The 24,927-nt window shown below is 39.7% G+C and carries 24 protein-coding genes and 1 tRNA gene; 11 read left to right on the top strand and 14 right to left on the bottom strand.

Features of this window, described 5'->3' with window-relative positions; translation table 11 throughout:
* The first annotated feature begins 33 nt into the window (after positions 1 to 33).
* On the top strand, positions 34 to 831 hold the full coding sequence (xth, locus tag IJS99_07720) for an exodeoxyribonuclease III (GenBank protein ID MBQ7561702.1): 798 nt from the start codon (positions 34 to 36) through the stop codon (positions 829 to 831).
* On the opposite strand, the gene gltX is transcribed toward xth, so the two are convergent.
* Entirely contained in the window at positions 828 to 2,165 is a 1,338-nt protein-coding gene (gene gltX, locus IJS99_07715; protein MBQ7561701.1) for a glutamate--tRNA ligase, read from the bottom strand. The two genes, xth and gltX, sit on opposite strands and share 4 nt — an antisense overlap.
* 143 nt (positions 2,166 to 2,308) lie before the next feature.
* Here gltX and IJS99_07710 point away from each other — a divergent pair, with 143 nt between their 5' ends.
* The 8 genes from IJS99_07710 (at position 2,309) to IJS99_07675 (ending at position 8,078) form a co-directional block, all read left to right on the top strand.
* Entirely contained in the window at positions 2,309 to 2,647 is a 339-nt protein-coding gene (locus tag IJS99_07710) for a histidine triad nucleotide-binding protein (protein ID MBQ7561700.1), read from the top strand.
* A 42-nt stretch (positions 2,648 to 2,689) separates the two neighbouring features.
* The gene (locus tag IJS99_07705; GenBank protein MBQ7561699.1) at positions 2,690 to 2,887 is read left to right on the top strand and encodes a 30S ribosomal protein S21; all 198 of its coding nucleotides are present in this window, start codon (positions 2,690 to 2,692) and stop codon (positions 2,885 to 2,887) included.
* A gap of 60 nt (positions 2,888 to 2,947) precedes the next feature.
* A complete protein-coding gene (locus IJS99_07700) occupies positions 2,948 to 3,874 on the top strand; it encodes an SEL1-like repeat protein (protein ID MBQ7561698.1) in 927 nt (308 codons plus the stop codon).
* Positions 3,875 to 3,877: 3 nt separating this feature from the next.
* Positions 3,878 to 4,330, top strand: coding sequence for a GatB/YqeY domain-containing protein (locus IJS99_07695; protein MBQ7561697.1), 453 nt, complete (start codon positions 3,878 to 3,880; stop codon positions 4,328 to 4,330).
* 287 nt (positions 4,331 to 4,617) lie between these two features.
* Entirely contained in the window at positions 4,618 to 5,451 is an 834-nt protein-coding gene (locus tag IJS99_07690; protein ID MBQ7561696.1) for an aldo/keto reductase, read from the top strand.
* Between the two features lie 13 nt (positions 5,452 to 5,464).
* Positions 5,465 to 6,937, top strand: coding sequence for a hypothetical protein (locus tag IJS99_07685; protein MBQ7561695.1), 1,473 nt, complete (start codon positions 5,465 to 5,467; stop codon positions 6,935 to 6,937).
* A 52-nt stretch (positions 6,938 to 6,989) separates the two neighbouring features.
* Positions 6,990 to 7,062, top strand: a tRNA-Arg gene (locus tag IJS99_07680).
* A 29-nt stretch (positions 7,063 to 7,091) separates the two neighbouring features.
* On the top strand, positions 7,092 to 8,078 hold the full coding sequence (locus IJS99_07675; protein ID MBQ7561694.1) for a DUF362 domain-containing protein: 987 nt from the start codon (positions 7,092 to 7,094) through the stop codon (positions 8,076 to 8,078).
* A gap of 66 nt (positions 8,079 to 8,144) precedes the next feature.
* On the opposite strand, the gene IJS99_07670 is transcribed toward IJS99_07675, so the two are convergent.
* From IJS99_07670 to IJS99_07610, 13 genes are all read right to left on the bottom strand, one after another.
* Positions 8,145 to 9,227 carry a potassium channel protein gene (locus IJS99_07670; protein ID MBQ7561693.1) on the bottom strand — a complete coding sequence of 361 codons (1,083 nt, stop codon included), beginning with the start codon at positions 9,225 to 9,227 and terminating at the stop codon, positions 8,145 to 8,147.
* A 9-nt stretch (positions 9,228 to 9,236) separates the two neighbouring features.
* A complete protein-coding gene (gene rpoD / locus IJS99_07665; GenBank protein MBQ7561692.1) occupies positions 9,237 to 10,364 on the bottom strand; it encodes an RNA polymerase sigma factor RpoD in 1,128 nt (375 codons plus the stop codon).
* A 53-nt stretch (positions 10,365 to 10,417) separates the two neighbouring features.
* Positions 10,418 to 11,104 (bottom strand): hypothetical protein, encoded by a 687-nt coding sequence (locus tag IJS99_07660; protein ID MBQ7561691.1) that lies wholly within the window; start codon positions 11,102 to 11,104, stop codon positions 10,418 to 10,420.
* A 2-nt stretch (positions 11,105 to 11,106) separates the two neighbouring features.
* A complete protein-coding gene (locus IJS99_07655) occupies positions 11,107 to 12,042 on the bottom strand; it encodes a chemotaxis protein CheV (protein MBQ7561690.1) in 936 nt (311 codons plus the stop codon).
* Positions 12,043 to 12,101: 59 nt separating this feature from the next.
* Positions 12,102 to 14,003, bottom strand: coding sequence for a DUF1524 domain-containing protein (locus IJS99_07650; protein MBQ7561689.1), 1,902 nt, complete (start codon positions 14,001 to 14,003; stop codon positions 12,102 to 12,104).
* A complete protein-coding gene (locus tag IJS99_07645; protein MBQ7561688.1) occupies positions 13,984 to 14,223 on the bottom strand; it encodes a DUF262 domain-containing protein in 240 nt (79 codons plus the stop codon). Before IJS99_07645 ends, IJS99_07650 begins: the two co-directional genes overlap by 20 nt.
* Before the next feature lie 171 nt (positions 14,224 to 14,394).
* The gene (locus tag IJS99_07640; protein MBQ7561687.1) at positions 14,395 to 15,693 is read right to left on the bottom strand and encodes an aspartate kinase; all 1,299 of its coding nucleotides are present in this window, start codon (positions 15,691 to 15,693) and stop codon (positions 14,395 to 14,397) included.
* 11 nt (positions 15,694 to 15,704) lie between these two features.
* Entirely contained in the window at positions 15,705 to 16,850 is a 1,146-nt protein-coding gene (locus IJS99_07635) for an amidohydrolase (protein ID MBQ7561686.1), read from the bottom strand.
* A 1-nt stretch (position 16,851) separates the two neighbouring features.
* The gene (gene dapD, locus IJS99_07630; GenBank protein ID MBQ7561685.1) at positions 16,852 to 17,550 is read right to left on the bottom strand and encodes a 2,3,4,5-tetrahydropyridine-2,6-dicarboxylate N-acetyltransferase; all 699 of its coding nucleotides are present in this window, start codon (positions 17,548 to 17,550) and stop codon (positions 16,852 to 16,854) included.
* A 104-nt stretch (positions 17,551 to 17,654) separates the two neighbouring features.
* The gene (locus IJS99_07625) at positions 17,655 to 18,392 is read right to left on the bottom strand and encodes a 4-hydroxy-tetrahydrodipicolinate reductase (GenBank protein MBQ7561684.1); all 738 of its coding nucleotides are present in this window, start codon (positions 18,390 to 18,392) and stop codon (positions 17,655 to 17,657) included.
* 1 nt (position 18,393) lies between these two features.
* Positions 18,394 to 19,281, bottom strand: coding sequence for a 4-hydroxy-tetrahydrodipicolinate synthase (locus IJS99_07620; GenBank protein MBQ7561683.1), 888 nt, complete (start codon positions 19,279 to 19,281; stop codon positions 18,394 to 18,396).
* A 277-nt stretch (positions 19,282 to 19,558) separates the two neighbouring features.
* The gene (locus tag IJS99_07615) at positions 19,559 to 19,819 is read right to left on the bottom strand and encodes a Txe/YoeB family addiction module toxin (protein MBQ7561682.1); all 261 of its coding nucleotides are present in this window, start codon (positions 19,817 to 19,819) and stop codon (positions 19,559 to 19,561) included.
* A gap of 3 nt (positions 19,820 to 19,822) precedes the next feature.
* The gene (locus tag IJS99_07610; GenBank protein ID MBQ7561681.1) at positions 19,823 to 20,113 is read right to left on the bottom strand and encodes a type II toxin-antitoxin system RelB/DinJ family antitoxin; all 291 of its coding nucleotides are present in this window, start codon (positions 20,111 to 20,113) and stop codon (positions 19,823 to 19,825) included.
* 659 nt (positions 20,114 to 20,772) lie between these two features.
* Here IJS99_07610 and IJS99_07605 point away from each other — a divergent pair.
* Positions 20,773 to 23,229, top strand: coding sequence for a hypothetical protein (locus tag IJS99_07605; protein MBQ7561680.1), 2,457 nt, complete (start codon positions 20,773 to 20,775; stop codon positions 23,227 to 23,229).
* Positions 23,230 to 23,376: 147 nt separating this feature from the next.
* Positions 23,377 to 24,870: a potassium/proton antiporter gene (locus IJS99_07600; GenBank protein ID MBQ7561679.1), complete on the top strand. Its 1,494-nt coding sequence runs from the start codon at positions 23,377 to 23,379 to the stop codon at positions 24,868 to 24,870.
* Positions 24,871 to 24,927: the final 57 nt, after the last annotated feature.

Here is a 24,927-nt window from a genome sequence, read left to right as displayed (position 1 = left end):
TGTAAAGAGTGAACGGGGGAATTTGTATAATATATAACTATGAAGATAACTACTTTTAATGTAAACTCAGTAAGAACGCGCCTCCCGATATTAGTTAAATGGCTCAATGAATGCGGGCCTGATTTGTTATTTATGCAGGAAACAAAGACTAAAGATGAATTCTTCCCCGATATTGCATTTACTGAACTCGGCTATAAATCTTACTTTCACGGGGAGAAAAGTTATAACGGTGTCGCTGTTCTCGCAAAAAATAATCTTGACGTAAAAATTTCGTTCGGATTTAATGACTCTGAATCAGAATCGGGCGCGAATAATTTTGACACAAGAATATTGACTCTTACTTACAAGAATTTATTTATCCTGAATTCATATGTGCCGCAGGGGAAGTCCATAGACAGCCCGGACTTTGAAGTCAAGAAAAAATTTTTTGCCCGAATTAGAAATATTATCAACCGCGAAATTTCTAAACCTGAAAATTTATTCTTATGGCTGGGAGATTTGAACGTTGCCCCCGAAAATATTGACGTTAATCACCCTGAAACGAAAAAAAATCACGTTTGTTTTTGCGATGAGATTCGGGAAGTTTTCAAGCAAACTAGCGCGGGACTCGTTGACGTGTTGAGACTCTTTCACACTGAAGCAAATATTTTCACATTCTATGATTATCGAGTTAAAGACGCTCTCACAAATAATATAGGCTGGCGGATTGATCACATGTTAGCTAGTAAAAATTTGGCTGAACTTGCTGTAAATTGCGAGCCTGATACGAGAGTCCGTGCGTGGGAGCGTCCTTCTGATCATGTGCCTTTAACAGCGCAATATAATTATTAAATCATTCCGTAAAATTCGAGTCTCTTTCTGCACTCATCACGGCCAAGAATCTCGGCGACCTCAAAAACGCCGGGACTTACTTTCATACCCGTTAAAGCGAATCTCAAAGGCATGGCATAATCCTTCATTTTTGCACCCTCCTGAGAGTTTACCCAGTCGCGCGCGGCCTGTTCTAAGATTTCAGCTTTCCATTCATGCGAGAATAAATCTTCAAAGAAAGGCTTTAATTTTTCGCGGTCAATTCCTTCAGCGTTCCAACGTGATTTAACTGGCTCAAACGATACAAAATAGTCCGAGAACTCGGCCATCTCTTTAGCTGTCTGACCACGTCCGGCCATGAGAGTCAAAGAATCAGCAAGATATTTATCATCATGTGCATCAACATTTAAGCCCGCTTCAATCCAGAAGGGTTTTACCATTGAGAGTCTCACGAACGGATCAAGCGCCTTCAAATGTTCCTGATTTATGTGATTCAATTTGTCGAAATCAAAGACTGCTGCTTTTTTTGTAACTCGTGAAAGCTCGAACCATTCTGCAGCCTGTTCACGCGTAAAAATTTCTTTGTCATCGCCAGCCGACCAGCCCAATAATGCAAGAAAATTAAACATTGAGTCGGGCATATAACCCATATCGCGATATTCATAAATGCTCGTTGCTCCGTGCCGCTTGCTTAATTTTTTCTTGTCGCGTCCCAGTATCATGGGCAGATGTGCGAATTCGGGAACTTCCCAGCCTAATGCACGATATAATAAAATTTGTTTAGGAGTATTCGAAATATGATCTTCGCCTCTGATTACGTGAGTTATATTCATTAAGTGATCATCTATTACTACGGCATAATTATATGTCGGCATTCCGTCGCTCTTTATTATAACAATGTCCTTTAACTTGTCTGAATCTTTCTCGCGCAGTCCGTCGCTCATCACGTCAATTTGACCGTATACAATAGCTCTAAATGAAATATCTTGACCGGGCTCAACTTTAAATATAATTGCTTGACCGTCCCTGTATGCTTTGCCCTCGTTTACTAATTTTTCTGCATAGTCCCTGTAAATATCGAGTCTATCAGATTGTCTGTAAGGTCCGTAATTTCCGCCTATATCCGGCCCCTCATCCCAGTCAAGCCCAAGCCATACCATGCCCGACATAATAGTTTGCTCGTATTCTTTTGTTGAGCGTTCTAGATCAGTGTCTTCAATCCGCAAAATAAATTTTCCGCCGCAATGTCTCGCCCATAGCCAGTTAAATAATGCTGTATGGCCGCCCCCGATGTGTAATGCTCCCGTCGGACTGGGTGCGAATCTGACTCTAACTTTGTCGCTTTTTCCTGTCATGTAAAAATTTGCCTCCTGATTTATAAATTATTATTTTCACTGTGAAATTATACACTTAAAAAAATTACGTATTATTCTGATTTGTTAAGTAGCCTAATATGTTATAAAATTTACATGTCAAATTCAAGGAGGCTATAAAAAAATTGAGTGATTGTATTTTCTGCAAAATCGCAAATAAAGAAATCCCGACAGAGTTCGTCTATAGTGATGATAAAGTCGTTGCATTTCGTGATGTAAACCCGCAAGCCCCTGTTCATATTCTAGTAATTCCCAGAGAACATTTTGACTCAGCACTGGCAGTTAAAGATTCTTCCGTATGGAACAGCCTTCTTGATGCTGCAGTGAAAATCGCTAAAAAATTTGATCTCGCGGAAAAAGGCTTCAGAATGGTAATCAACACAGGCGAACAGGGCGGGCAGACTGTCCCTCATCTTCACCTGCATTTACTGGCAGGACGTAATCTCGGCTGGCCACCCGGTTAGCTTTCTGACTGTACAGAGAAATCCTGAAGGGAGGGAATGTAATTGACTACAGTAACCCGTAAAGACGGCGAGACTCTGGAAGATACGCTCCGAAGATTTAAACGCGAAGTAGCCAGAGTAGGCACATTAAGAGAAGCACGCAGACGTGAGCATTACGAGAAACCCAGCGACGCTAAGAAAATCAAACGCGCCGAGGCAGCACGCAAACGCAAATCAATGCGTCATAGGAATCCTATCTAATTTATGAAATCAACATAGGGAGTCGCTTTGACTCCCTGATATTATTAGGAGGTTGTATCAATGTTAAAGCACTACAAACGCGCTATATTATTACTCGTTATTCTAGTAATAACCTTTTCAGCCGGAACAGTTTTCGCAGCTCATAGACGAGTCCCGGTAAGACCGCGCCCGAAACTTTCGCCGAAAATCGAACAGTTAAGACGTGAAGCAGATAAAGGTCATGTCGGCTCACAGTTTGAACTCGGCAGAATTTATTACAACGGCGAGGGAGTCAAACGCGATTATAAACAGGCCTATTACTGGTACGAGAAGGCAGCAAACAAAGGCGATGCAAACGCTCAATACAGACTCGCGGAATTATTTTACTCAGGACACGGAACTAATCAGAATTATTATAATGCCGCTTTTTGGTTCAGACGAGCCTGCATATCAAATAAACGCAATGACGCAGAGAAAGACTCAGCCTTCCAAAGAGGTATGGCAGCTTTCAGAGCAAAAGACTATAAGAAAGCAGCAAATTTATTTAAGGCAGCATGGAGCAGACCAGCCGCAAAAATCGAACCCGTTAAACCTCGTCCAGTTCCAAAGCCCGCGCCCGCTCCTGTTCATCATGTGCCAGCCCCTAAACCCGCGCCGACTCCCGCACCTGTAGCAAGACCAGAACCGCCAAAGCCTGCGCCGACTCCTGAACATCATAGACCTGAGCCGCCCAGACCTGAAGCAGCAAAACCGGCACCGACTCCGACTCATGATAATAATGTAACACGCCCCGAACCGCCCAAACCTGTAGCAAAACCTGACGCGCCTAAACCCGCACCGACTCCGACTCCTGCGCCGAACGTAACACGCCCCGAACCGCCAAAGCCTGAACATCACAGACCTGCGCAAGATTCCAATAAAGTCGAGCACGAACGCCCAGAACGTCCCGAAAAGCCCAGAATCCCCGACGAGCCTAAACACGAACACGAAAACAGGAGGCCTGAATAAATAATGTCATTAGCTCAAGACATCGCAAAAGATTTAGTGCAGGCCATGAAAGCACGTGAAGAGCCTAAACTCTCAACTCTAAGAATGCTCAAGGCCGAATTACAGAAATTGCAGGCTGATAAAGGCAAATCAGCAGAAATCACGGACGATGACGTTCACGCGGTAATTAAACGCCTCATTAAGCAACGTAAAGACGCAGCCGAACAGTATAAATCAGGCGGGGCAAATGACCGCGCAGAGTCAGAACTTGCAGAAATAAAAATTTTAGAGCCTTATTTGCCTAAGCAGCTTGATGACTCAGAACTCGATAAAATAATCGCCGAGTCAGCAAGTGAAATTAACGCAAGCTCGCCTAAAGATATGGGCAAATTAATGAAAACTGTAATGAAGAAAACCGCCGGCCAAGCTGACGGATCACGAGTTAAAGACAAAGTTAATGCGTTCTTGAATAAATAATTAACGAGTCCGCAAAAAATTTCAAGCCGGGGTCTGTACTGCACTCCGGCTGTTGTATTCTGAAAAGTGGTTTGCGAAAAGATATTGTCGTTTTTCATTAGCAATATTTCAATTGAACTGATTGAGCCGAAATTTTATACTAAGATTCAAAATCTGTCAAATTTCCTGATACAAATTCCCGAAAAATTACCTGCTTTTTTTTGCTATTATGTGCTAGTAAATATAACAATATAAAATATGTAAAGACATCCGCAAAATTTATTTATGAGTCAGGAGGAATTTACAGCATGAAAAAATTTATTCTCAATAACGGGCTTGAACTTCCTGTAATGGGATTCGGGACTTATAAGGCCGAGTCAAGTAATATTATTCTCGACGCAATAAAGGCCGGTTACACTTATTTTGACACAGCGGAATTTTACGGAACTGAAAAATTTATCGGTCAAGCTCTCACACAAGGCAATATATCACGCGGAAAAATTATTATTGCTTCTAAAGTCTGGAAAACTAGCATGGGTTATGATGAGACTCTCGCGGCATTTGATAAAACTCTTGAGAATTTGCAGACTGATTATCTTGATATTTACATGATTCACTGGCCTAGACCTGATTTAGAGAGTCAAGACTGGAAAAATTTAGATTTGCAGACATGGCGCGCTATGGAAGATTTATATAATCAGGGCAGAATTAAGGCACTTGGACTCAGCAACTTTTTACCCATTCACGCAGAAAATATTATTAATAATTGCAGGATACGCCCTTCAGTAGCACAATTAGAATTTCACCCGGGACACACTCAAGCATTTGCGTTAAATTATTATCGTGAAAGAAATATACTCGTTCAAGCATGGAGTCCGACTGGGCGGGGGAGAGTCCTTAATGACGAGCTAATTATTTCACTCGCAAAAAAATATAACGTCAGCACCGTTCAAATTTGTTTGAGCTTTATTTTATCAGAAAATGTGATGTCGATTCCTAAATCTTCAAGTCCTGAGAGAATGCGCGAAAATCTTGACTCGCAAAATATAATTCTTGATAATGATGACATTTTACAGCTTGAGAATATGCCCCCGGTCGGCTGGGGCGGTGAACACCCTGACAGAGTTAGAATAATGCTATAAAGGAGAGTCTATAATGAATGAAAAATTTTTGTTGCTGCCTATATTGCTTCCTGCAGTAGCTGCCGTAATGCTGCCATTCTTGAAATTTAGTGATCGCAAATATCGCAATATTTTTATTGAATCGTCAGTGTTATTGAATACATTAATAATTTTATTGCTGGTAATATATCCGCCTGTGAATACTTTGACTTTATTCAGACTTTCAGAGAAGGCGGGATTTGCTTTGAGGCTTGACGGGCTGGGAATGGTCTTTGCTGTCTTGATTGCTATATTATGGCCTCTCACGACATTATACGCCTTTGAATACATGACTCACGAGCATAGAGAGACGACTTTTTTCGGATGGTTTATATTGACTTACGGGGTAGTTGCCGGAATTGCTTTAGCTTCTGATTTGCTGACATTATATTTATTTTATGAGATTATGACTTTAACGACATTGCCGCTAGTTATGCACGAAATGGACGGCCGGGCTAGATATGCAGGAAGAAAATATTTAATTTATTCGGTCGGAGGTGCTGCGTGTGCGTTTATAGCTTTGACATATACGATGTATCAGGGCGGCGGGGAATTCTTCACACTGGGCGGGACACTGGGCGTTTGGCCTAATGAGCCTAGCAATATGCTTTTATGGGCGTGGTTTCTTGGCTTTCTCGGCTTTGGGGTAAAAGCTGCTATATTTCCGTTTCATGGGTGGCTGCCTTCTGCGTCAGTAGCTCCGACTCCTGTTACTGCATTATTGCACGCTGTAGCAGTCGTAAAGGCCGGAATTTTTGCGATAATTAGACTCACTTGGTACGTTTTCGAGCCTGAAGTACTCGCAGGAACTTGGGCACAATGGGCGGCGTTTATTCTTGCTTGCATTACGATTGTATACGGCTCATCGATGGCACTTGCTACACAACATTTAAAGCGGAGATTTGCATATTCGACTATAAGCCAGCTTTCTTATATATTAATCGGCGTGTTATTATTGACTCCTGAAGGGCTTGTCGGCGCGTTAACTCACATGGGCGGTCATGCGATCATGAAAATAAATTTATTTTTCTGTGCAGGTGCTATATTGTGCCAGACTGAACGGGAATATTTATTTGACATGCGCGGGCTTGTCGTGGGAATGCCAAAAACTTCAATTGCTTTATTATTTTCGGGGCTTGCTTTGTGCGGGCTGCCTCCTTCGGCGGGATTTATGGGTAAATGGCAGCTCGGTACGGCTTCAGCGGCTGGGACTGAACTCGGACATGCGGGGATTGCTATGTTAATGATTTCAGCTGTCTTGACTGTGCCGTATATTTTCTCGATATTCAGTATATTTATAATGCCCGGCAAAAATTTTGATTTCAAGACGGCTAATCAGGGCGTGAGAGATCCCGGCGTTCAAATGCTGGCACCCTTAGGAGTTCTTGCACTGGGAGCGTTTGTTTATGGGCTGTACTCTGAGCCGTTGATAAAATTTTTTACCCGAATAGCGCAAGGTTTATTATAAAAATTTTTGTGCTGATTGATCATATATAGAGACATGATATAATTCAATCATTGCGCCTGTAGCTCAGCGGATAGAGTGTCGGCCTCCGGAGCCGAAGGTCAGGGGTTCGAATCTCCTCAGGCGCGTATAAATTTATGAAAGGGTGTTATTTTCCATGTTCCCAGCAAAAGACGGAAATATTTACGTTCCATATGAAAAACGTTCAGGCAATGAGTCAATTGTTTATTTCACCCGTGATTTATCATCTGAAGGCTTGCTAAAACTTTTCGCGAAAATCAACACAAATATAACAGGTAAGGTCGCTATAAAATTACACACCGGCGAACCTCATGGGCCTAATATAATCCCCCGCGAATGGGTCAAAGATTTAATCTCGCAAAAATTGCCCGCTGCTCACATAGTCGAGACTAATGCATATTACGAGGGCGACAGATATACGACTCCCCAGCATAGAGAGACTCTAAAAATTAACGGCTGGACTTTCGCACCTGTTGATATAATGGACGAAGACGGCACGGCTATGCTACCAGTTAAGGGCGGTCATTATTTTAGTGAGATGTCAGTAGGCAAGAATTTATTAAATTATGATTCGTTATTAGTGCTTACTCACTTTAAGGGCCACGTAATGGGAGGATTCGGAGGCTCAAATAAAAATATCGGGATCGGCTGTGCTGACGGCCGAATCGGGAAAGCAATGATTCACACTACACCGGGACAAAATAATCAATGGGACATAGACGGCGAAGAATTAATGGAACGAATCAGCGAGTCCGCAAAGGCTACAGTTGATCATTTCGGCAAAAATATAGCTTTCATTAACGTATTGCGTAACATGTCAGTCTCATGTGATTGCGAGGGAGTAGCCGCCGAACCTGTTGTAACTCCAAATATTGGGATTCTTGCTTCTCTTGATATTGCGGCAATTGATACGGCTTCAGTAGATTTAGTTTACGCATTAAAAGATTCAGACAAGGCAGCACTATTTGAACGTATGCAGTCAAGGCACGGTTTCAGGCAGTTATCTTATATGCATGAGCTGGGAATGGGCAATGTTAAATATAAATTACTTGATTCAGATAATAACGACGCTCAAATTTCAACGTCTGAAGCAGTGAAAGATGTCAAGCCGTTCAAAGCATAAAGCATAAATAATAAAGCAAGCTAAAAAATTTCTCCTGACTCGTAAAGCTCGAATCAGGAGATTTTATTATTTATTTACTATTTCCGAGTAATTATCTTTAACGATACAGACAACTTTAACGGGAAGGCTTATTATTTTATCGAGCGGCGGATTAACAGTTGAAATCCATTCAGACGCGGGAACTTTTCCGGGCAAATCAGGCGGAGTCAATATTCCAATCGGGAGCGCGTCATTTTTCCTGAAATAGTCAAATAATTCTCCGACTGTCTTATTATTGAACTCGTCGGGAGCATCGAACGACGCAAAACTATGGCCGTCATCAGCACTTGATAATATATCCCGAATAAATGCCGATATGCCTTCATTGTGAGTACACATTGCCGTAATTCCTGCTATTAAGCTGTCACTATAAAGAATATCATCAACATTTGCATATCTCGCGTAACGTTCATTTTCGGGATTATGCAGCTCCATAACTGTGTAAACGTCCGGAGCAATTGCTTCAATGGCGAGTCCCGTTAAAATCGTGTGAGAGTCATCATTGCCGTATTCGGGATCTCCTAAAATTATCGCGCCTTGTGCTTTCTCGATACCGCCTTTGATTAATGACTCGCGCTCTGAAGGGTTGCCTTGAACGTAAAAAATTTCAGGATCTAAATCTTTCGGACGTTCCGGAGCAATTAAAGCCGCCTGCCTTCCTGATGCTTTTAACTCACGGGCTATATATACCCCTCGATTATTCCAGCCGCAAATTACAACATGTCCCTCAAATTTGCAATTATTAATGCCCATCATCTCCCCTAAAAGTAATTTGATTCTGCTATTAATTAATCTCTGCAAAACTTCAGCAAAGACTACTCCGAATAATGCCACGCCGAAAATTGAAAGCAGAAATACTATAATTCTGCCCCAGAAAGTATGAGGCGACGTAGCAAATTCCCCTTGTCCTATCAGGGTAAATAAGACGCTCCAGACTGAGTCCCAGAATGAGCCAGTAAAATTTTTTTCCTGCCACCATACGAATAAAGCACACGAGAATAGCAGCAATAAAAATAATACGAGCGCACCAGAGAGCCTATGTTTAAATTTTTTCGAGAATGCTATACCCCTTTTCGCATTCTTTACTGTCTTAGTGAATTTATTAGCCATTGTATTTACTTAGTCCAGAAAATCTTTTAATTTCTTGCTGGGCTGTCGTAATTTCCGTAGTGCCTTAGCTTCTATCTGTCTAATTCTTTCGCGCGTTACATTAAATTTCTTGCCGACCTCTTCAAGCGTGTACGAGTGCCCGTCCTCAAGCCCAAATCTATAATGCAGAACTTCACGCTCCCTGTCAGAAAGAGTATTTAACATGTCTTCTATCTGTTCGTGCAATAAATGACCTGCTGCGGCCTCGTCGGGACTGGGTAAATCATGATCTTCTATGAAATCACCGAGCTGGCTGTCTTCTTCTTCACCGATGGGAGTCTCAAGAGATACTGGTAATTGCGAAATTCTGCGGATCTCTTCAACTTTTGAGGGCTCTATATTCATTCTTTCTGCAATTTCCTCGTCTGAAGGTTCGCGGCCTAATTCCTGAACTAGTAAACGCGATATCCTGACCATTTTATTAATAGTCTCGACCATATGAACGGGGACTCTGATAGTACGTGCTTGATCTGCTATAGCTCGTGTAATTGCTTGACGAATCCACCATGTTGCGTAAGTGCTGAACTTGAATCCCCGTCTATAATCAAATTTTTCAACAGCTCGAATTAAGCCTAAATTGCCCTCCTGAATTAAATCAAGAAATAACATTCCGCGGCCTATATATTTTTTTGCGATACTCACAACGAGACGCAGATTTGCATCAATTAATTTTTTCTTGGCCTCGATGTCGCCTTTTTCCATTCTTTGAGCGAGTTCGACTTCTTCAGACGCTGTCAATAATGAGACCTTGCCGATTTCTCGTAAATACATTCTAACAGGGTCAGTTAAGGGAATGTCGTCAAGTTTTCCGATTTCGCTTTCAATTGCCGGTATAAATTCTTCTCGTGCCTCTTGACCTGCGGGAATCTTGGTAATATTTGACTGGTCGGCAACGTCTATGCCCATTTCCTGAAGATTTGTGAGAATGCTGTCAAGTGTGTTAGCGTCCCATGTCTCTAATGGAATATGACGTTCAATATCGCCCGGAGTTACATAACCCCGCGCGCGTCCCTCGTCAATTAAATCATCAACACCGCCGCCGCCCTTATCGTCTGACAAATCAAGATCGCCGTCAACGTCAAAATTTTCTTCTGTCAAGTCTAAATCTTTATCTTTCGTCTTTGCCAAGTATTAAACACTCCTTAAAAATTTTATTCTTGCGCTCTCATAATAGCACCTATGAACGGGGGGAAGTCCATTTTTGAATTACCTCCTACAATTTCACGCGTGCTGTCCAGCTCAAATTCATTCAAAATCTGACTCACTCTTAAATCGCGCGGACTCTCGTCTTCCCACTCAAAAAAGAACCTATTATAGCCGAACTTTTCAGCAAAATACGAATCATCGCCGGACTTCAAAAATTTTTTTACTTCATATAATATTCCAGCCAACCCCTTCAAATAATTATCACAATTATAAAACGGGTCATCGCTCGTGATAGCTATAACTTTTGTATTACCCTGAAAAATTCCGTGACTCCAGAATGAACAGCCGGTAATGCCCGCATAAAGTCCATTAGCAGACTCAAGCATTGCAAGTGAAGTAGTTACAGCGCGTTCCATTTTTTCAGAATATCCCAGAATCATTAAGAAACCTAAATTTAAGGCACTATCAGGGCTATACTTGAAAAAATTATCACGGGGTAAATTTCCTACACAGCCGGTTAACGGTGAAGCCATGAAAAAAAATTCGCTGCCTAAGTCCATACATGAAGCCGAGATCTTTTGCAGGTCAGAGTCATAGAATCTATTAACTGAAATGGGCTGATAGTCCCTCCCAAATGGAAACCATGACGAAATTTCTACGTATAATTCAGCGTTCCAGAAAGGCATTAACAAATTTATACGGCGGCCTCCTCGCTTGTGCGATTTTGTTTTTCGCGAATGACTTTGACGACGCACTCGACTAATAACGTGATTTCCGGCTTTGTAACCTGATAATTTGCACCGACTGAAGCGGCTTTATTCTTAATATCATTTGCCATAATAGACGAGAAAACTATAACGGGAATATTTTTCGTTTCGGGATTTTCTTTTATGCGCCGAGTCAGAGTCAACCCGTCGAGTCTGGGCATTTCAACGTCCGTAATTAATAAATCACAGTGTTCACCGGCTCCGACAATTGCATCATAAGCGACTTTACCGTCCGGACAAATATGTAAATCAGTGAATCCGCTCGCCATTAATGCGTCTTCAACCTGTTTGCGAATAAGGGGCGAGTCTTCAGCTACTATAATATGATAATCGCCGGGGTGTCCTACACCTTCCATCATGGTAACAGCTTTGCCAGGATCTCCTGAATGCTGAATTACAAGCTGCGGGCTTATAGTCTGTACAATTGCCTCATAATCAAGTAATAATACATTTCTTGTGTCGCGCTTAATGACATATAGAATCCAGTCGCCGAGATATTTTCCTGTCATGCTTGCGTCTAAGTCTTCGGATTTGATTCTATAAATTCTCTCTACAGCGTCAACAACAAAGCCGAGTTTAACCTCGTTGAATTCTGCGATAATTACTTTGCTCTGCTCAATCGGAGTAACGGGGGGGATTCCGAGAAATATTCTTAGATCTACCATAGGCAAGACTTCTCCCCTGACTGAAGTAATGCCGATTAATGCAACCGGAGCATCAGGAATCGAACGCACACCCGGCCAGCGCAAAATTTCTCTAGTTTTATCAACGTTGATAGCAAAAGACTGATCACCCAGCACGAAAACTACTAACTGCCATTCATTAGTGCCGACCTCAGTCGTAACTTTTTTAACTTCCTGCATTTATATGGCCTCCGCAAAAAAATATGCTGACATGTGCGTATATCTTATCACATTTAGGCTTAATCCTGTTTATTCGGGCTTGCTTTCACGAAAATATAAAAGCGTGATTTATCAATATTGAATCTCTCAAATAATGAGGCTATAAATTTCATAAAAAATTTTTGATTCATATTAGATTCTATAAATATGCCATCTCGTATTTCTTTAGACCTATTTATTATTTCAGTGTCATAAGTGATATAGATTTTGCCGCCTGATGTAAAAGAGTAATTTTCGCGCGCAAGTCCGTCAAGTATACCCGGCTTTAACTTGTCAAGAATCTTCACGACATCAACGAGCATTAACGCAAAAGTGTCTTGTTTGTATTCTTCACCGTCAAATACGAATGAATCCAAAACTTTATAAGTTACCGTGCTGAAATCCTCAAGAGTAATTTTTGTGAGATGATTAAATTGTATATCAGGGTCATTAATTTTTTCTGCGCTGAATAAGTCAATAACTATTTTTGCGAGTCTCTCTGCTCGTGATTGAATCTCGTTAATTGTCCATAAATCTTTATTTATCACGTCAAGATTTAATTTTACGGCCTTAGTGGGATTGTCTGAACTTGTAATTAATTTCACTTTTTCCGCAAAACTTTTATTAGACAGCTCCGAATTATAGCCGGTTATAGTGAGATTGCCTAGAGTGTGCAAATATTTAGCGTGATCTTCAGGTGAAAAAATGCGCCTCCATTCAGGGGTTAAATTTTGCGGCATAATATGCTCAATCGTAAGTTTTTCGCCTTGTAATATAATTCTTTCTTTAGAGAATCCATTTTCTATGCTCATTAATAAAAATTTACAAAACGGCTTAGAGTACATATTACCATTTAGCAGGGCATTCTCAAATTCTGAGTCAGTCGGCATAGCATCTTTTGACAATTGTGTCGACATAAATTTATTCACTGCCTCATAATATTTTGTATTCTTGTCAGCTACTTTGAATATTCTTGAATATAACGAGGCAAATAATTTATTTAATCCTCTGCTTTCAATTTCGCAAACTCTGCGGCGAAAAATATAGCAAAATATAAATCTTACTACTTTAGAAAGAGTATTTGAGTCAATAATATCATTCTCATAATCGTCAAAGACATGCAGCAAAAACGGGTAACAAGTCGTTTGATTAAGAGTGCGCAAATTATCAAGATATTTCATTACGTCAGCCGGATATTTTTTCTTAGAGTCCTTATTTACGAACGCGCTGTATATTCCGGATAAATGCTTTAATTCTGCGAGTATCACAGAACGCGTTAAATTTTTCTCGTCAAATAATTCTACAAATCGACGATATAAAATTTTCTTGTTAATTTCTCTAGCAGCCGGGCCGCTAATAAAAGTTATGTAGTGCATGAAAAAATTATTTATATCTTCATTGGATTCGTCAGCTTTTAAATTACGCTCAATTACTTGCCAATATTCAAATAATTTTTCTTGTTCTGCCGGTGATTCATTCATGAGCAAAAAATTTCGTATTAAATCAGCTTGTGAGAGATTCAGACCTGTTGAATTAAGACTCTCAAAAATTGCGTGCTGATTGTCGTTTTTGTCCATTACAATTTTTACGACTTCTAATTGCTTGACTGCCCATAAAATTTTTTTCGGTATAAAACCTGAATTTATCCATTGAGTAATGCGCTTAATACATATTTGGTAATTCTTTAATATCCTGTCAGACTCCTTTAATTTATCGCGCTTATCTTGAAGCAAATCCGTAAATTTTTCATAATCCAAGCCGGGAGATTTTAACTTAATTCTAAAATATTTAGATGTCTCATGGCCTGTATTATAAAGAAGTCCGTCAATTGTGCCCGCAATATCATGATCATCATTAAAATTTTTTGCGCAATCCTGCAAAGCCTTCAAGAAAATCATTATAGTTGTTAATCTCTGCTGGCCGTCAATTACGATATAATTCATTATTTAATAAATATGAGTTCTCATCAGATTCTACATAGACCATAGTGCCGAGAAAATGCGTTTTGCTTTTACCCGACGTGAGAATCCTGTCAATATCATCAAGTAATGTTTTGCACTGCTCTTCGTCCCAACTGTAATTGCGCTGATAGACTGGTATTCTGAAAATTGTTCCTTCAGGCTGAATAACTTTACCGACTAATAATATGGGTTCAGCTTTCATTACAAATTTATACTCCTATGTGTGAATTAAAAATATATGCGGTCATGATTATAACACGCAGAAATAAAGTTTATAGCTTCATGAATAGCTTGTAAAATTATTCTTAATTCCAGCAAAAAAATCTGCCTCCCATTTACATAATATAAAACGAGAGGCCGCTAAATTATTTATTTACTCGATAATAGCTTTATACAGCGTGTTAATGGCTTTCTTGTAATCCGAATCATCAACGCCGATAATTATATTTAACTCGTCTGAGCCTTGATCTATGAGTCTTATATTTATGCCGGCCGACGCAAGAGAAGCAAAAATTTTCGCCGCTATTCCCTTAGTTCCTGCCATTCCTGCCCCGACTACAGCAATTACAGCTAAATTTTTCTCAATCGTGATAAAATCCGGGGCGAGTTCGTTTTTTATCTCGCGCAAAATATTCTCACGCTGAGAGTCAAATAATTTAGCATTCACTATTACTGAAATCGTATCGATTCCGGTCGGGCAATGTTCAAAGGGAACTCCATTTTTTGCGAAAATATATAACAATTTCGCGCCGAATCCTGTTTCACCGTTCATCATACTTTTTTCGACTCTGATACTGCAAAAATCTTTACGTCCTGCAATTCCTGTAACAAGTTTTCTTGTTATTCCTTCAGGTAATGAAGCAGCTATTAACGTGCCTTTGTCATCGGGTTTATTTGTGTTGCGTATATTAATGGGAATTCCCGCCTGCCTTACCGGAAATACTGCATCTTCATGCAAGACACTCGCGCCCATGTAACTTAATTCGCGCAACTCAGTATAAGTTATATAATCTATTACTCGCGGATTATTTACGATTCGGGGATCTGCGCTTAACATTCCTGAAACGTCCGTCCAGTTCTCGTATAAATCTGCTTTAACTGCACGCGCTGCAATTGAACCCGTTATATCAGATCCGCCCCGTGAAAAAGTTTTAATGCTGCCATCGGGTAAACTCCCATAAAAGCCGGGAATAACTGCACACTTGAGAGATTTTAACTTTTCGCCCATGATATAAAAAGTTTTTGACTCGTCAAGAAAGCCTGACTCGTTAAAGAAAATCACTTCTGAAGCGTCAACAAATTCCCAGCCGAGAAATTTTGCGATAATCTTAGAATTTATATATTCTCCGCGGCTCGCTAAATAATCACGACTTGAAATATTTGCTTTTATTGCGTTTATCTCTGAGCTTATATCAAAATTTATCGCTAAATCCTGAATAATTGCCGCAAAACGTTCGGAAATCTGCGTTAAAGTCCCGTCAAAATCTTCATTATTAATATATTGAGCATGAGCCTTATATAATAAATCCGTAATCTTTATATCGTCCGTGAATCTTTTGCCCGGAGCAGAAGCAACTACAAAACGCCGTGATGGATTAGCTTTAATAATTGCCGCTGCTTTCTTAATTTGTGAGGCATCAGCTAAAGAAGTCCCCCCGAATTTTGCTGTGATAGTGTTCAAGTTTAAATCAGTCCCATATTAAAATTTGTTACGACGGCCGAATGTATAGCCGAAGCCGTTATAATTGCGTCATCTTTTGGCAAAAATTTATCGCTGTGTAAAGGATATTCGGACTCCGCGCCTATGTGATAAAAACAGCCTGTTTTTGCCATGATATAACATCCAAAGTCTTCGCTTATCATTGTAGGAGTATCAATAATTTTGACGTGTTCAGAGCCCAGAGTCTCCCGTGAAATCTTCTCAACGAATAAATTTATTTTGTCATTGTCATTAATTACTCCGGGTGCACTGCTTATTATTTCGCATTCAGATTTTGCGCCGAACTTGGCCGGAATTTCCCGCGTTAAATTTTTGAGTTCATCACACATTTTTGAGCGTTCATTTACTCCGAACGTGCGTATAATTCCCTGTAAATCTGACTCGCCAGCTAAAATATTTCTTGCTGTTCCTGCCGTGAATTTGCCGACTGTAACGACTTGCCCGGGGGCGTTCATGTTTAATAATTCTATAATCAAGTGTGAAGCCGCCTCAATTGAGTCAACGCCTTTATTTCTCTGCGCACCGTGTGAAGATTTGCCGATTACCCTAATATTAAACATTGCCGATGACGCGTAAAAATTTCCGTATTTAATGCCTATATCGCCGGCCTTTAATGTCGGGTCAACATGTGCGCCGAAAACTGCATCAATCCCATCAAGAGCACCGAGTTTAATTAATCTTTCTGCCCCGCCGTCGCCCTCTTCATCAGGCTGAAATAAAAACGTTACTGAACCCGATAAATTTTCGCGGTTATTAGCAAGAATCATAGCAGCACCTAATACGCCCGTTATATGAACATCATGACCGCAAGCGTGCATAAATCCGGGATTTTGTGAGGCAAATTCGCAATTAGTAGCCTCGTTTATGGGTAATGCGTCAATGTCAGTTCTTAATGCTGAATTCCTGCCGGGTTTAGTGCCGTCAAGTTTTGCTATTATTCCAGTGTCTAAGACTCTTTTATGCGAAATTCCCGACTCGTCTAAATATTTCTCGATTAAACCGGCCGTCTTAAATTCATGATTGCCGATTTCTGGAATCCTGTGAAATTGTTTGCGAATCTCTAGTAATTTATCCCTGAGATTATTTGCCTGTGCTAAAAAATTATTCATGTTAAATTTTCCTTAATGCGGGCTCAAGAGCAGTCTTCAGAGTCGTGTTAGAGTCCTTATCTTTCACGATTTTTGCGGGACAACCTGCGACAACTTTATTTGCGGGAACGTCTTCAATTACTACAGCACCGGCAGCAATTACGGAATTTTCACCGACATGGACTCCCTCAATTACAACTGCATTTGCACCGATTAATACGTTATCTTCAATTATGACCGGCTTTGCGCTGGCTGGCTCAATAACACCTGCTAGGACTGCACCGGCTCCCACGTGGCAATTTTTCCCGACTGTTGCACGCCCTCCGAGTACTGCTCCCATGTCAATCATGGTATTATCGCCTATTACTGCGCCGATATTGATAATAGCTCCCATCATGATTACTGCGTTTTGCCCGATTGAGACATTATCGCGGATTATTGCGCCGGGTTCGATTCTAGCTTGAATATTTTTCATGTCTAATAAGGGAATTGCGCTATTTCTTGAATTATTCTCGATTACTATATCAGAAATTTTTGATTTATTAGCATTAATTACCGGCTCAAGCTCCGACCAGTCCCCGAAAATAATTTTATCGCCGACTCCGAAAATTTTTGCGTTTGTGCCTGAGAAGTCAATATTTTCATTTTCGCGCAAATATATTTTTACGGGAGTAACTTTTTTAGAATTTGCTATAAATTTTATAATTTCTTGAGCGTCCATATTATCACCGTCCATAAAAAATTTTTGTGCGAGTCTCACCGAGTCCCCCTTCGCCCATTGAGAAAATCCCGCAAATATTATTACTTTCTTGAATACTCATAAAATTAAGCGTCCCTAAGAAAATCCTTCATGCTATAGAATCCCGCTGACTGTTTCACGAGCCATTTTGCCGCCGATAATGCACCATTTGCGAATAATGCCCTGTTTTTAGCGTCATGCTTTATTGTTATAGTCTCTAGTCCATTGGAAAAAATTATTTCATGAGTTCCCACTTCTGAGCCATAACGTAAAGAATGTATGCCGATCTCGTTTTGAGTGCGCTTGCCGTTCTCGTGCCTGCCGATATTGAATGCGCTTTCAGGTTTTGACTCCTGAATTCTTTTCGCGAGCATTAAAGCCGTACCGCTGGGAACGTCTAATTTTTGATTATGATGGGCTTCTATTAATTCAATATCACAGGGAGTAAAAATTTTTGCGACTCTTTCGGCCAAGTCAGCAACTAAAGCAACCCCGATTGACATATTAGGCGACATAAAGACGGGAATTTTTTGCGCTGCATCGTGAATCAAATTAATTTCTGACTCGTCATGACCAGTTGAAGCGATTAATACAGGAAAATTTTTATTTACGCAATATTTTACGAGCGAGTCTGCTGCCTTGTGATTCGAGAAATCTATAACGCAATCTGCCGAGCCCGTGAAATCATCAAGTTTATTATATCTTCCTCCGCCCGTCTGAAACATTACATCAACAGAGGCGACAATATTTTCACCTGATTTTATGGCCATGTCAGAAATAATCTGACCCATTCGCCCGCCTGCACCGTTAATAATTAGATTCATGCTAGATTAAGCCCTTCTCATGCATTAAAGATTTTAATTTCAGCCAGTGTGATTCTTCCATTTGAACTAAAGGCAGTCTCACGTGATTCTCGCAAAATCCCATAGCGGCCATTGCTGCTTTAACTGGAATCGGATTCACTTCACAGAATAACGCATTAATCAACGGTAAGAACTCACATTGTAATTTTGCTGCTGTCTCGACATCGCCGGCCCAGAATTTATTACAAATTTCCATAGTCTGTTTAGGTGCAGGATTTGACAACACAGAAATAACGCCCTTCCCTCCCATTGAAAGAATCGGCACGATCTGATCATCATTTCCGGAGTAAATATCTAATTTATTCCCGACAAGCTCGAAAGTCTGAACTATTTTGCTTATATTCCCGTTAGCTTCTTTTATGCCGGCTATATTCGGGTGATCTGCGAGTTTTGCGTAGGTCTCAGGCTCAATATTTACTCCTGTTCTTGACGGGACATTGTATAAAATAACGGGCTTATTAACAGCGTCGGCTATAGTCGTGTACATTTTGACGAGTCCGTTTTGAGTCGATTTATTATAATACGGCGTAACAAGCAATAAACCGTCTGCTCCGACATCACAGCAATATTTTGAAAGCTGAACGGCATAACTCGTATCATTTGACCCGGTTGCAGCAATAATCGGACACTTCCCGGCGACTCTTTCAACGGCAAATTTTACAACTTGTTTGTGTTCTGAATCGTTCAAAGTCGAGCCCTCGCCAGTTGTTCCCGCGATAACAAGTGCATTAATTCCCTGTTCGACCTGCCAATCAAGGACGCGCGCAAAAGAGTCATAATCGACTCCGTTATCATTCGTGGGAGTAATTAAGGCCGTAGCTACTCCCTTAAAAATTGTCTTAGCTGACATAAATAAATCTCTCCTTATAGTAATCTGCACAAAAAAACCGCTCCGGTGAATGAGCGGCTATTATATGCGAATAAATTAATAATGCGTCCGTCATCCACTCAAGCAAAAATAAAATCACGCTTTATCTTGAGCAATGACTCACAGGAAGAATAATTAAAATTTTTATGAATTAAATAATTTGCTGTAAACATAATATAAAATTTTCCTCCCTGTAATGAAATTAATTTTTAACTTTTGCGAGAAATAATAAACGTGAAAATTTAATCTGTCAATGCCTTTATTTCTCATAATGCCCCGAACAAGAATAAATTATTACTTCATCATCAATAATTCTATAAATTAGTCTGTGCTTATCTGTAATATGCCTGCTCCATAAACCTGATAAATTTTCTTTCAGCGGTTCAGGTTTCCCGATTCCATAATAGCCGTTACGCAATATATCTTTGACTAAATCATTAATTTTCTTGAGTATAATTTTATCTTTTATTTGCCAGTTATTATAATCTGCCCACGCGTCTTCAGCCCATTTGATATACATTTTTTATACCTCGATTAAATCATGAATGATAACTTTTCCTTCTTTTACCTGCTGTATATTGTGTAAAATATGCTCAAGATTTTCACCGCTGAAATATGCGTCATACTCTGCGTCATGTTCGATTTTATTTAGGCGTTCTTTCTCGTCAACAGAAAATCCTATACTGAACGGAATTTCTTTATCTCTGATAATTTGCCTTAAGAAAATATTAACAGTTGTCTGCATATCAAGCCCGAACTCATCAAGCAATTCTTTAACCCTCGCCGCCGTCAAATCGTCAACGTAAACATTCATAATTTTAAGCCTCACTTATATATAAATTTTGCTTAAATTATACATGACATAAAATAAATTAATCACTCAACAAAAAATTTTATTATGCGAGTAAATATAGCGAGTTATTATACAATGAGGCCGGAAATTTTTGCGCTGTCTTATATATAATTATAGAGTGTCAAGAAAATTTTTATCACGAAACTATATATTTTCCTCAATGCTGCGATTTATTATAACTCATGAAAATTTTGCACTGATATATAATAAAATTTATCACTAGGCTATATAATTATCTCAATGCTGCGATTTATTATAACTCATGAAATTTTTGTGCATGATACTATATAAAATTTATCACGAGGCTACATATTTTTCTAAATGCTGCGATTTATTATAACTATATGAAAATTTTGCACTGATATATAATAAAATTTATCACTAGGCTATATAATTATCTCAATGCTGCGTAATTAGGTTCAGGAAAAAAATTTTATAATTCAACACGATAACGCCCGCAAAATAGTTTTATGCAATTAACACTCACTCTAAAAATTTTTCAGGATAAATCAATAAACACGCGAAATAAAATCTTTCACGCAAAATAAATGATATAATTTAGCAGGTTTTAGCAATAAAACTTTTTACACAAAATTTATTTTTTAAGGAGGCATTTATTTATGAGCATTCACAGAAAATTTTTTAGCTTTATCTTGTGTATTATTCTCTTGTATGCTTGGCCGGCATTTGCTGATTACTACGCTGTAACTGATATGACGTGGGCGGAATTTTACGCGGGAGAAATCGGCGATAGTGCAGCAAATTTATTATCAGAAGGACTCGACGCTGTATCTACTCCGACAATAGCGGCGGCAGGTTCAAGAAAATTATTTCCGCAATTATCATTTGATTTACACTCATCTGATAAGTACTCGACAAAAAACGAGACTCTAATTTACGGGGTCAAAGCTGTTCACGTGAGAATGTCAGACTCAGTTTATGAGCTCATGAAGGATAACGCGAGATTTAAATTTGTTGACTCAGAGTTTGACGAATATAAAAACGTGAATCCCGACGGCTCATTTGGTGCAATGATAAGTAAAAAGAAAACTGACACGGCCGCAAAAGTAAATCTCTCAAGCGGGGCTTCAGCAACATGGGGCAATTATGTATTAAATATTTCCGGACTTGATATAACAATAGGCAGCGGAGACACTCGTTACTGGCTGGGTGCGCTCGTCGAGACTACAGACGGCAAAATTTACGGAATGAGGCACGACACAAATTTATGGCGGACTCCTGATGATATAGCTTTGAGCATTAAAGACTTCACCGAACCTCACGGAGTAACAAGGGACGGCAAATATACTTCTGATTTAGCAGGTAAGACGATCAAGAAAATTACTTATTTAATCAGCGGCGGCGAAGATATAATACTTGATAACTTGAATCTTTTCGTTAAAAATCAGACTAGCGCAACTGTCAAAGCAGTCTATGAAAGCGGCTTCAATGCTATAGAAATGGGCTCACCGATAAAATTTGAATTCGCTAATCTTCCCAGCGGAGTAAATTATAATATCTCGTCAATTTATACGGGGACTAGGCGCGACAGAAAATATATTACTGATTATACATATTCAAATAATGTATTGACTCTCACGGGACAAGTGCCGGCCGGAAATTATACGGTTATATTTACGACTGATAATTATATCGACATAAGCGCAAATTTTGAGATTTTCACGACTGATGCAACAGACAAAATAATTTCACTTGATAATAACGCAGGTGCAGTAAATTTTTTGTTGACACCTTCAGGAGCTTGTGATTCCGTCGACAATTTCTTGAAGGTGTCTAATTTCGTTAATGCTTCAGATTATACCAGCCCGGACAAAAATTTTTCAGTTATTTATTCAGGCGGGGAGAATCAAGTTAAAGACTCAGGATTCAGCTTTGATATTACGTTAAATAATGTCCCTGCTGATAAAATAGGAGTCGTGGGATTCGGCAAAATTTTTTATTTGACTCCTGAAAATTGCGGCTCTATGTATGAGGCTTTAATTTACCCGGCTATAAATTCACTTGAGACTTATCCGAGCGGCTTTAAAGGCGTATTCGGCTCAATGTTTCGAGAAATGGGCTTAAAAATTTGGTCAGTTCTTGATGACGGAACTCTGCGCGATGTTACTGACTATGTAGGAGCGGGCGCAAAGATCTCGGACGATAATAATATCATGCTTTATTATGGAGTCATGCTTGCTGACAGGGCAATTACTTCAGACGATGAGGGCAATACTTACCCATTTTCACCGGAGGGCGAGACTCTTTTAAGCGACGGAAGGCACGACTCACACTTGAAAGCGGCATATTATTTTGAGGTTTTAGACGAGGACGCGAAAGTCATAAAAGATTCTGACAATCAGGCGGGAATTTCTTTTGAAGTCATGAGACCGGGATTTTTTGCGGAGGCCGATAATTCAGCAAATGAGAAAAAATTAACGTGGATTTACGGGAATATGGCAAAATCTGCAATTACCGAAAAAATTTCAGGCTATAATAATCAATTGACAGGAGACAGCGGATTTTCTTTCAGTGTCGAAGTAGATTCTAATTCAGTCCCTGCCGATTATACTCCGATTATAGGATTCAGCAAAATTTTTGAGTTCAACGAGTCAAATTTAGGCACAGAAGATTTTAACACGCTTAAGACTCGAGTAAATGAACTTGTTGCGAACTCACCGACATTTTACACGAGCGATTATACAGCTTTGACTGATTCGGGGATTCGAGTGATGGCCGCTTATCCTGATTTAAATATTTCTGATAAAGATATTACGGATTCTATGCAGTTCGGGCTATTTATATCGGGCGACTCCGTATTAATGAGTTATGGGGCTGTAGCTGTTGACCGTGAAATTACGAATAACGAGGGCGAATTATTAAATATCGGCGTTGAGAAATCCCCCCTAATGAGCGACGGACTTAATGACGGCATAATAAAATCTTCATGGTATATCACTCACACGAGCAGTAATAATAATTTAGGTTTTACAGGAGGCTCAAGCGGCTGCAATTCGTTCACAGGCTCAATAATTTTATTAGGGCTTGTATTAACTCTCAAGAAATTGCGCAAATAATAAAATTACTCCTTTCATTAATATAAATTTGGCTTCCCGGCTTAAAAATTTATAATTTAAGAACGGGGAGTCATTTTTTCGTGTTTTGTGCGATAATTACAAGTTAAATAATTTATATATTTATTATGTGAGGGATTAATACAAAACATGTTTCAAGCGATAGATCCTTTTTTAGTGGGCGGATTATTATTTTTTATGAGTCTGGTAGCTGGTACTATATCAGAAAAATATAAGATTCCTTCTTTGATATTATTTCTTGCAATAGGAATGTTAGCAGGAAATGACGGACTCGGCGGATTAAATTTTGCAGATGCAGACGCGGCTAATAATATAGGAACATTTGCACTTGCATTCATACTTTTTTCGGGCGGATTCATGACTAACTGGTCAGATATTAAGCCCGTAGTTACTCAAGGTGTAGTGCTGTCGACTCTGGGCGTGTTATTAACTGCTGTAGTTGCTGCTATTCCCATTGCTATGCTGCCTATGTTCTCGTATAAAGATGCTTTCTTGCTGGGATCAATAATATCATCAACTGACGCGGCGGCGGTGTTCTCGATTCTGCGTACTCAAAAAGTGGGAGTCAAAGGCAAATTAAAGCCATTACTTGAATTCGAGTCAGGCAGTAACGACCCTATGGCAGTATTCTTAACTTTGACGGCCATGATATGGATTTCGACTCCTGATGTCCCAGTCGGAGAACTCGCTATAAAATTTGTCGTTCAAATGTTAGCGGGCGGCTTAATGGGAGTTATTATGGGCAGGCTTGCTTGTTACATGATTCAACGCCTGAAAGTTACGAATGAAGCTCTATATCCAGTATGGGGAATTGCAATTGTATTAATTACATTTGGGCTCACTGAGACAGTTTACGGAAATGGATATTTAGCCGTCTACGTTTGCGGGATAGTCATGGGAGGGCGCGAATTCTTGTATAAATACAGCCTGCAAAAATTTCACGAGGGTTTCGCTTGGCTCATGCAGATAATAATGTTCTTGGTGTTGGGCTTATTAGTGAATCCCAGTGAATTAATGGACTTCTCGATTATAACTGTCGGCTTATTAATTTCATGCGCGTTAATGTTTGTTGCGAGGCCGGTTGCTGTCTTTGTCGGGTCAATGTTCAGCAAGTTTAATATACGCGAGAAATTATTTATTTCGTGGACAGGTTTGCGCGGGGCAGTGCCTATTATTCTTGCGACTTATCCATTAACTAACGGACACCCTCACGCAATGTATATGTTCAATGTAATATTTTTCGTTGTATTGACTTCAGTGTTAATTCAGGGCAAAACTTTAGCATTAGCAGCGAAATTATTAGGACTTGACGCGCCAGTAAGAGAGACAAAATCATATCCTTTAGCATTTGACAGGACTCCGGGCACAGGCACAGAAGAGACTCAAGAAGTCGATTTATTCGAAGATTATGAGATAGTCGGGAAGTGCGTTAAAGATTTGAGATTTCCTGAAGGAGTTACGATTTTATTAATTAATCGAGCGGCAAAATTTTTGATTCCTAAGGGCAATACTGAATTACTAGCTGGCGACACTCTTTTATTATTCGGTGAACATGAGAAATTGCCGGACGTAATAGAAAATTTAACAAAGCGAATAGACCCCGGCAAAATAGAGGCAAAATAATTTACACAAAAATTGCGCTGATGAGTGAGTCAATAAAATAAAAACTTGTCAGCGTTT

The sequence above is a fragment of the Synergistaceae bacterium genome (assembly GCA_017444345.1).
In the GTDB taxonomy this organism is placed as follows: domain Bacteria; phylum Synergistota; class Synergistia; order Synergistales; family Aminobacteriaceae; genus JAFUXM01.
The sequence above is the reverse complement of the archived record's forward strand: the minus strand, read 5'-3'. Positions and strand labels throughout refer to the sequence as shown.

Excerpts from the sequence above, each read along its gene's own strand:
- IJS99_07605 (MBQ7561680.1), top strand. The coding sequence starts at position 20,773 with ATGAGCATTCACAGAAAATTTTTTAGCTTTATCTTGTGTATTATTCTC.
- IJS99_07625 (MBQ7561684.1), bottom strand. The coding sequence starts at position 18,392 with ATGAATCTAATTATTAACGGTGCAGGCGGGCGAATGGGTCAGATTATT.
- dapD (MBQ7561685.1), bottom strand. The coding sequence starts at position 17,550 with ATGGACGCTCAAGAAATTATAAAATTTATAGCAAATTCTAAAAAAGTT.
- IJS99_07620 (MBQ7561683.1), bottom strand. The coding sequence starts at position 19,281 with ATGTCAGCTAAGACAATTTTTAAGGGAGTAGCTACGGCCTTAATTACT.
- IJS99_07635 (MBQ7561686.1), bottom strand. The coding sequence starts at position 16,850 with ATGAATAATTTTTTAGCACAGGCAAATAATCTCAGGGATAAATTACTA.
- IJS99_07675 (MBQ7561694.1), top strand. The coding sequence starts at position 7,092 with ATGTTCCCAGCAAAAGACGGAAATATTTACGTTCCATATGAAAAACGT.
- IJS99_07700 (MBQ7561698.1), top strand. The coding sequence starts at position 2,948 with ATGTTAAAGCACTACAAACGCGCTATATTATTACTCGTTATTCTAGTA.
- IJS99_07615 (MBQ7561682.1), bottom strand. The coding sequence starts at position 19,819 with ATGTATATCAAATGGGCTGAAGACGCGTGGGCAGATTATAATAACTGG.
- IJS99_07690 (MBQ7561696.1), top strand. The coding sequence starts at position 4,618 with ATGAAAAAATTTATTCTCAATAACGGGCTTGAACTTCCTGTAATGGGA.
- IJS99_07650 (MBQ7561689.1), bottom strand. The coding sequence starts at position 14,003 with ATGAATTATATCGTAATTGACGGCCAGCAGAGATTAACAACTATAATG.
- IJS99_07685 (MBQ7561695.1), top strand. The coding sequence starts at position 5,465 with ATGAATGAAAAATTTTTGTTGCTGCCTATATTGCTTCCTGCAGTAGCT.
- IJS99_07610 (MBQ7561681.1), bottom strand. The coding sequence starts at position 20,113 with ATGAATGTTTACGTTGACGATTTGACGGCGGCGAGGGTTAAAGAATTG.
- IJS99_07600 (MBQ7561679.1), top strand. The coding sequence starts at position 23,377 with ATGTTTCAAGCGATAGATCCTTTTTTAGTGGGCGGATTATTATTTTTT.
- IJS99_07645 (MBQ7561688.1), bottom strand. The coding sequence starts at position 14,223 with ATGAAAGCTGAACCCATATTATTAGTCGGTAAAGTTATTCAGCCTGAA.
- IJS99_07655 (MBQ7561690.1), bottom strand. The coding sequence starts at position 12,042 with ATGCAGGAAGTTAAAAAAGTTACGACTGAGGTCGGCACTAATGAATGG.
- IJS99_07670 (MBQ7561693.1), bottom strand. The coding sequence starts at position 9,227 with ATGGCTAATAAATTCACTAAGACAGTAAAGAATGCGAAAAGGGGTATA.
- gltX (MBQ7561701.1), bottom strand. The coding sequence starts at position 2,165 with ATGACAGGAAAAAGCGACAAAGTTAGAGTCAGATTCGCACCCAGTCCG.
- IJS99_07695 (MBQ7561697.1), top strand. The coding sequence starts at position 3,878 with ATGTCATTAGCTCAAGACATCGCAAAAGATTTAGTGCAGGCCATGAAA.